The organism is Janthinobacterium sp. BHSEK (assembly GCF_056174685.1).
The window spans coordinates 21,473-28,059 of record NZ_JBWBYV010000020.1 but is presented as its reverse complement, the minus strand read 5'-3'; the positions used below and the strand labels follow the sequence as shown (position 1 = coordinate 28,059).

Here is a 6,587-nt window from a genome sequence, read left to right as displayed (position 1 = left end):
GACCTGGGCCTGGGCAAAACGGTTTCGGCCATCTGCGGCATGGTGCGCGCCGAGAATCTGCCCGTCGTGGTGGTCTGCCCGGCGCACTTGCCGCGCCAGTGGCGCGCCATGATCAAGGAGTTCGCGCCCGACCTGACCGTGCACATTCTCAAGAAAGGTTCGCCATACGACCTGATGCCGCGCTCGCGCTCGAAGCAGATTGAACTGATTCCGCCGCGCCTGCCGGACGTGATCATCACCTCGTATCACAAGCTGCGTGGCTGGGCAGAGACTTTGCACGGCGTGGCGAAATACGTGGTCTATGACGAGTGCCAGGCGCTGCGCAGTCCCGACACCGCAATCTACCAGGCTGCCGCACACCTTGGCGCCGGTGCCGCGCGCCGCATGGGCCTGAGCGCAACACCGATCTATAACTATGGCCACGAGTTCTATCACGTGCTGAACGTGGTGGCGCCCGAGGCGCTGGGCGAGTACGACGAATTCGTGCGCGAGTGGTGCTCGACCGAAGTTGACGGCAAGGCCAGGCTGGCCAACGCCAAGGAATTCGGTGCCTACCTGCGCCGCGAAGGCATCATGCTGCGCCGTACGCGCGCAGATGTGGGCCGCGAGCTTCCCGACTTGTCGAAGATCGTGCACGAAGTAGACGCCGACGAGAAGGCGCTCGATGCCCTGCAGAGCGACGCAATCTCTCTGGCTAAGATCGTCCTGCGCCATAACGAGCAGTTCCGCGGTGAAAAGATGCAGGCCGCCGGCGAATTCGACGCGCTGATGCGCCAGGCCACTGGCATCGCCAAGGCGCCCTATGTTGCCGAGTTCGTTAAATTATTGCTCGACAGCGGCGAGCCGATTGTGCTGTTTGGCTGGCACCGTGCCGTCTATGGTATCTGGATGGAGGCGCTGGCCGACTTCAATCCGGTGCTGTACACCGGTAGCGAGTCGGCGAACCAAAAGGACGAGGCGGTCAGCGCTTTCCTGGCTGGCAAGGCCCAGGTGCTGATCATGTCACTTCGATCCGGCGCTGGCGTCGACGGCCTGCAAGGCTATTGCAATACGGTTGTGTTCGGCGAACTGGACTGGTCGCCTGGCGTGCACGAGCAATGCATCGGGCGGGTGCACCGTGATGGCCAGGATGCGCCCTGCTCTGCTTACTTCCTGGTGTCGGACAGCGGCGCCGACCCGATCATGGCCGAAGTGCTGGGCGTGAAGCGTGAGCAGATCGAGTCGGTGCGCAATCCGGACTCGGCGCTTGCCGAACGGATCAACACTGGCGAGAACAACATTCAGCGACTGGCGCGGGAATTTTTGGCGCGGCGAGGTGAGGCTTTAACGCCAGTGGAAACGGTAGCCGCACTCCCAGGCGTGCCGGGAGCTGCGACATGACCGACAACGACGAAGTGCCGAGCAGCGAGCGCAGCCCAGCCGCCGCGCGCGCGCCGCGCTGGCCCTGATCCTAATTTACGTGGCGGCAACCCTGGCGGGCATCCTGGCCGCGACAACCTGAAAGGTAGATATGAAAACAATAATCGAAGCCGTGCAAGTTCAGCGCCGTGAGGATGGCAGCTACTTCCACCCCGCCCTGGCCAATTCGCCGGACGATGACAGCGCCGTAGCGTTCAGCGCCTGGTTGGCGGAATGCGGCGTCGAAGTCACCCGCGTCTGGATGGAGATCGATGCCGCACCGCTTTTCGGGCGCTACATGGACGACGATACCGACGCACTGATGGAGTGGCAACCCACCACACCAGTCGGCGCCGACTGGTTCCTTCTGGCCATCTTCGACACCGAGGACGATGGTCCCGTAGCGTACTTCGTCCGGCCAGCGCCGGCGGCGACGTGAGTAACCGCAGCCCGGCGCCGCCGCCGGAGGCCCCGGCCGAGGCCGCCTACAAGCTGGACCGCGCCGTGCTGCGCGCGATCCACACCTGCCAGCCCGTGCTGTTTGAGGGCAAGCAGCACTACTTGCGCGCCATGGGTACCCAGGTGCTGGGCGGGGGCGTGTCTTCCGTGATCTACCTGATGGGCGACGCGACAGCGCGCCAGCCCGGTGAAATAACCTTTTTGGAGCATGCAGAATGATTAATCTCCTAGCCGGGAGCGCGCCATGAACATGAGCGACGTAGAAATGCGCCATATCGCCGAAATGGTTGCGGCGCTGGGCGAGGCTGGCGGCAAGCGCACCGCCAACACGGCCGGCGAACTCAACAGGCAACAGATCTGCGCCGCGCTCGGCGTCAGCGAATCAACGATCCGCCGCCTCGAGCAGGCCGGGCTGCCATACACACCGGTCGGCGCGCGCTCCAAGCGCTACGACCTTGAAGAATGCAAGAACTGGTTAAAGGAGAACAACCAATGTCCATCTGGGACGACAAAAAAGGCAGGAAGCACGTCGGCATCATGGTCGATGGCAAAAGAATTCACAGAAAGCTGCCGGAAGGCGCAACTACGAGTGATGCCAAGTTAGCTGAGGCAGAGCTGCGCGCAGCGGTTGCGCGCGCCCCGAAAAGCCAACAGGTGCACATTCCCGGTGACCCGCCGATGGCCTTCATCCTCGCGCTCTACGTCGAGCACTCCGCCAGTTTGCGTAGTAGCGACACGTCGAAGCATCATGCGAAACGACTTGGACCTTGGGCTGAGCGCTACAAAGCAAGCCAGGCCCAGGAGTTTTCCGATCATGTTATCCGTGACATGAGCAAGCTCATACCAAATAAGAAAACCGGCAAACTGGAGCCGGCCTATGCGCCAGCGACGGTGAACCGGTCATTGGCCTGTGCAAAAAAAGGATTGCAGTTGGCATGGCGCCAGCGCCTCATTCCTGAAAATTATGGCTTGCGGATCGATAACATGGCCGTCAACAACAAGCGCGAGGTGTTTCTTACGGTTGATCAAGTAAGGAAGATCGCATCCTTCTGCACGCCGATTGCGCAGGCCGCGATATGGGCGGCACTGCTGACTGGCGCGCGCCGCGGTGAGCTGTTCCAGATCCAGCGTGAGCATATTGGAAAGGACTCGATTACCTTCCCTGCCAGCAATACTAAAACACTCCGGATGCGCGTGGTGCCTATCATCCCAGCCTTACGGCCATGGTTGAAGCATTTTCCGTTGGAGATGACGTTGTACGGTGCCCAGTCTTCGTGGCGCCGCGCACGCGTGAAGGCTGGCATGCCCCACGTGAATTTCCATGACCTCCGCCATTCTTGCGCGAGCATCATGCTGGGCTTGGGCGTGGACCTCTATACGATCAGCAAAATTCTCGGCCATGCCAATGTGCAAACAACACAGCGCTACGCACACCTGCAGGTGGATGCTCAGCGCCTCGCGCTGGACAAGCTATCCGCTCTGGTGGTGGCAAAGTAAATTACACCCGAAAATTACACCCAATAAAAAAGCCGACTACATAAATGTGTCGGCTTTAATATAAGTACTTGATTGTATTGCGAATTCTTGGTGGGAAGTGCAAGTTTCGAACTTGCGACCCCTGCAGTGTGAATGCAGTGCTCTACCCCTGAGCTAACCTCCCGAAGCGAGGCGAATTATCGCATAGGTGTTGCGGCATCTGCAAGGGCTGGCAAGAGGAAATTTGTCATGGCCCACTTTTTTCTCAGGCGGCCGCTGGTGGGGCCGTGACGGCGGTCCAGATGCACTGGCCCTTGGCGGCCTTGTCGAGGCCGGCGATGGTGGCGGCGTGGGCAGCGAGCTCGTCGGCTGTGGCGCTCTGGAAGATGACTTCGGCCAGCGGCACGATTTCCAGCACGGCGCCGTCGGCGGCCACTTCCACTTCTTCTTCCATGCTCAGGCTGTTTTGCCCGCGCGTCATGGCCAGGTAGACGTCGGCCAGCAATTCGGAGTCGAGCAGCGCGCCGTGCAGCTTGCGGTGGGCGTTCGAGACGCCGTAGCGGTCGCACAGGGCGTCGAGCGAGTTGCGCTTGCCGGGATGCATCTCCTTCGCCTGCACCAGGGTGTCGATCACGCCAACCACTTGTTCGTGCACGGGCGGCAGGTTCAGGCGCTTGAATTCCGCGTTGAGGAAGCCGATATCGAAGGGGGCATTGTGGATGATCAGTTCGGCGCCGGCGATGTAGGCGCGGAATTCGTCGGCGATTTCCGCGAATTTCGGCTTGTCGCTGAGGAATTCCGTCGTCAATCCGTGGACGGCCAGCGCGCCCTCTTCCGAATCGCGCTCGGGATTGATGTAATGGTGGAAATTATTCCCCGTCAACATGCGGTTGTTCAGCTCGACCGCCCCGATCTCCAGGATGCGGTCGCCCGTGCGCGGATTCAGGCCGGTGGTTTCAGTATCGAGAACAATTTGACGCATGGCGGATTCATTCGTAAAAGCAAAAAGCGAAGGGCACAGTATAGCAAACCTGTGTGCTGCAATCGCACCCAGACATGTTCGAACGCCCAATAAAACCGTAGCGAGCGGCAGTGATTTGTGGCCGAGAAGCGCAACCGTACTCAAGTACGGTGAGCATCACAGGCCACAAAGCGCGACGCGCAGTAGGTTTGGTTGGGCGTTCTTAGGCGCGCACGGTTTCCACGCCCAGGTTGGCCAGCTGATCGGCCCGCTCATTGCCCGGATGGCCGTTGTGGCCGCGCACCCAGCGCCACTCCACTTCGTGCACGGCCTGGGCAGCGTCGAGCGCCTGCCACAGGTCGACGTTTTTCACGGGCGCCTTGGCCGCCGTTTTCCAGCCGCGCGCCTTCCAGCCGTGGATCCATTCGCTGATGCCCTTCTGGACATACTGGCTATCGGTATACATCACCACCTGGCAGGGACGTTTGAGCGCCGTCAAGGCTTCGATCACGGCCTTCAATTCCATGCGGTTATTCGTCGTATTCAGTTCCCCACCGTAAATTTCTTTCTTGGCGCCATCGGCCACCATCAGTGCGCCCCAGCCGCCCGTGCCGGGATTGCCCTTGCATGCGCCATCGGCATAAATCTCAACCTTCGTTTCTACCTTATCCATCTTGCTGTTCCCGCCTTTTATTCGTGACCGGTGCGCCTGCGGGCGCCGTCGCCGGTTTCTTGGTCCACGCCGGACCGATCAAACGCATCCCTTTGACGCGCTTGATCGCCTGCACTATATACACTGCGCCCAGATATGGCCACCAGCGCGCGCCCGCCTTGTCCATGAAGGCGTTGCGGCGCAGCCATTTTTCTGTCCGGCAGGCAGGTGCGTAACAGCCGAAGTGGCTTTGGCTGACGCCCATGTTCAGCAATTTTAACCAGTCTTTCATGCGCGGCATAGAGATCAGCTCGCCCGCCTGCGGCAGATAGCGGCGTCCCGTGATGCGTCCCAGCCCCTGGCGCATGCCCCACAGGCTGGCCGGATTGAAGCCGCAGACGATCACGCGCCCTTCCGGGATCAGCACGCGTTCGACTTCGCGCAAGACCTGGTGCGGCTCGGCAGCAAATTCGAGCACGTGCGGCAAGACCACCAGGTCCAGGCTTTGCGAGTCGAACGGCAGCTCGTCGAAGGCCGACACGAGGGTCAGTCGGCTGCCCTGCGGCGATTGCGACGGCAGGCGCGCATCGAGCAGCCATTTGTTCGGCATGCGGTTGGCGGCCAGCGCATCGAGCTGCGGCAAGCCGATCTGCACGGCGTTAAAGCCGAAGATATCCACGGTCAGGCTGTCGAGGCATTGCTGTTCCCAGGCGCGCACGTAGAGACCGGCCGGGGTCTGCAACCAGCCGTCAAGCGCTATAATGGATTTTTCGGATGCCGCACTGTCCATTCAGTTTTCTCTTTTGCTCATGACACACTCCCCTGAACACGCTTTATCGGTACTTGCCGTGCCCGCCTTTGCCGACAATTACCTGTGGCTGATCCATGACGGCCGCCACGCCGCCGTGGTCGACCCCGGCGATGCGATGGCCATCCTCGATGCGCTGCAAGCCCATCAGTTGACCTTGTCCGCCATTTTACTCACGCATCACCACGCCGACCACACGGGTGGCGTACCTGAATTGTTGCAGCATTTCGCCGTGCCCGTCTTCGGCCCGCGCAATGAGGCTATCACAGCCATCACGGAACCGCTTGGCGAAGGCGATGTCGCCTACGTGGCCGAGCTGGGCTTGCAGCTGACGGTCATCGACGTGCCCGGCCATACCAAAGGGCATATCGCCTATGTGCGCCAGCGCGACGAGCGCAGCGGCGCGCCGTGGCTGTTTTCCGGCGACACCCTGTTTGCCGGCGGCTGCGGCCGCCTGTTCGAAGGCACGCCGGGCCAGATGGCCGATTCGCTGGGCAAGCTGGCCGCCCTGCCCGACGATACCGAGGTATTTTGCGCGCATGAGTACACCTTGTCCAATCTGCGCTTCGCCAACGCCGTCGAGCCGGGCAACGTGGCCTTGCAGGAACGCATCGCCATCGACACGGAAAAGCGCCAGCAAGGTCTATCGACCGTACCGTCGACCATTGCTCTTGAAAAAGCGACGAACCCCTTCCTGCGCTACCGCGAACCGGCGATCTTGACCAGCCTGAAGGTGGAAGGCAAGCTGGCCAGCGACGCTTCGCCCGTGGAAGCATTTGCGGCCTTGCGGATGTGGAAGAATAATTTTTAAGCTTATCCTTCCGCAATAAAAA

Annotated in this window: 9 protein-coding genes and 1 tRNA gene; 6 read left to right on the top strand and 4 right to left on the bottom strand. The window is 61.0% G+C overall.

Features of this window, described 5'->3' with window-relative positions:
* From AC0V2Y_RS09585 to AC0V2Y_RS09565, 5 genes are all read left to right on the top strand, one after another.
* The coding region (locus tag AC0V2Y_RS09585; RefSeq protein WP_475418333.1) for a DEAD/DEAH box helicase at positions 1 to 1,380 on the top strand (1,380 nt) is incomplete at its 5' end.
* A 130-nt stretch (positions 1,381 to 1,510) separates the two neighbouring features.
* Entirely contained in the window at positions 1,511 to 1,837 is a 327-nt protein-coding gene (locus AC0V2Y_RS09580) for a hypothetical protein (protein WP_475416479.1), read from the top strand.
* A complete protein-coding gene (locus AC0V2Y_RS09575) occupies positions 1,834 to 2,076 on the top strand; it encodes a hypothetical protein (protein WP_475416478.1) in 243 nt (80 codons plus the stop codon). Before AC0V2Y_RS09580 ends, AC0V2Y_RS09575 begins: the two co-directional genes overlap by 4 nt.
* A 25-nt stretch (positions 2,077 to 2,101) precedes the next feature.
* The gene (locus tag AC0V2Y_RS09570; protein WP_475416477.1) at positions 2,102 to 2,461 is read left to right on the top strand and encodes a helix-turn-helix transcriptional regulator; all 360 of its coding nucleotides are present in this window, start codon (positions 2,102 to 2,104) and stop codon (positions 2,459 to 2,461) included.
* The gene (locus AC0V2Y_RS09565; RefSeq protein WP_475416476.1) at positions 2,350 to 3,354 is read left to right on the top strand and encodes a tyrosine-type recombinase/integrase; all 1,005 of its coding nucleotides are present in this window, start codon (positions 2,350 to 2,352) and stop codon (positions 3,352 to 3,354) included. Before AC0V2Y_RS09570 ends, AC0V2Y_RS09565 begins: the two co-directional genes overlap by 112 nt.
* An 88-nt stretch (positions 3,355 to 3,442) precedes the next feature.
* Here AC0V2Y_RS09565 and AC0V2Y_RS09560 read toward each other — a convergent pair.
* The 4 genes from AC0V2Y_RS09560 to AC0V2Y_RS09545 form a co-directional block, all read right to left on the bottom strand.
* Positions 3,443 to 3,517: transfer RNA gene (locus tag AC0V2Y_RS09560), tRNA-Val, on the bottom strand.
* Positions 3,518 to 3,598: 81 nt separating this feature from the next.
* Positions 3,599 to 4,315, bottom strand: a complete 717-nt coding sequence (gene dnaQ / locus AC0V2Y_RS09555; protein WP_086140964.1) for a DNA polymerase III subunit epsilon — start codon at positions 4,313 to 4,315, stop codon at positions 3,599 to 3,601.
* 202 nt (positions 4,316 to 4,517) lie between these two features.
* The gene (rnhA, locus tag AC0V2Y_RS09550) at positions 4,518 to 4,967 is read right to left on the bottom strand and encodes a ribonuclease HI (RefSeq protein ID WP_099375866.1); all 450 of its coding nucleotides are present in this window, start codon (positions 4,965 to 4,967) and stop codon (positions 4,518 to 4,520) included.
* Positions 4,960 to 5,736, bottom strand: a complete 777-nt coding sequence (locus AC0V2Y_RS09545) for a class I SAM-dependent methyltransferase (protein WP_475416475.1) — start codon at positions 5,734 to 5,736, stop codon at positions 4,960 to 4,962. The genes rnhA and AC0V2Y_RS09545 overlap by 8 nt, the downstream gene beginning before the upstream one ends.
* 19 nt (positions 5,737 to 5,755) lie before the next feature.
* Between AC0V2Y_RS09545 and gloB the strand changes: the two genes are divergently transcribed.
* Positions 5,756 to 6,565: a hydroxyacylglutathione hydrolase gene (gene gloB, locus AC0V2Y_RS09540; RefSeq protein ID WP_475416474.1), complete on the top strand. Its 810-nt coding sequence runs from the start codon at positions 5,756 to 5,758 to the stop codon at positions 6,563 to 6,565.
* The last annotated feature ends 22 nt before the right edge of the window (positions 6,566 to 6,587 follow it).

Coding starts and splice junctions, on each gene's coding strand:
- AC0V2Y_RS09580 (WP_475416479.1), top strand. CDS start 1,511: ATGAAAACAATAATCGAAGCCGTGCAAGTTCAGCGCCGTGAGGATGGC.
- AC0V2Y_RS09570 (WP_475416477.1), top strand. CDS start 2,102: ATGAACATGAGCGACGTAGAAATGCGCCATATCGCCGAAATGGTTGCG.
- AC0V2Y_RS09565 (WP_475416476.1), top strand. CDS start 2,350: ATGTCCATCTGGGACGACAAAAAAGGCAGGAAGCACGTCGGCATCATG.
- dnaQ (WP_086140964.1), bottom strand. CDS start 4,315: ATGCGTCAAATTGTTCTCGATACTGAAACCACCGGCCTGAATCCGCGC.
- rnhA (WP_099375866.1), bottom strand. CDS start 4,967: ATGGATAAGGTAGAAACGAAGGTTGAGATTTATGCCGATGGCGCATGC.
- AC0V2Y_RS09545 (WP_475416475.1), bottom strand. CDS start 5,736: ATGGACAGTGCGGCATCCGAAAAATCCATTATAGCGCTTGACGGCTGG.
- gloB (WP_475416474.1), top strand. CDS start 5,756: ATGACACACTCCCCTGAACACGCTTTATCGGTACTTGCCGTGCCCGCC.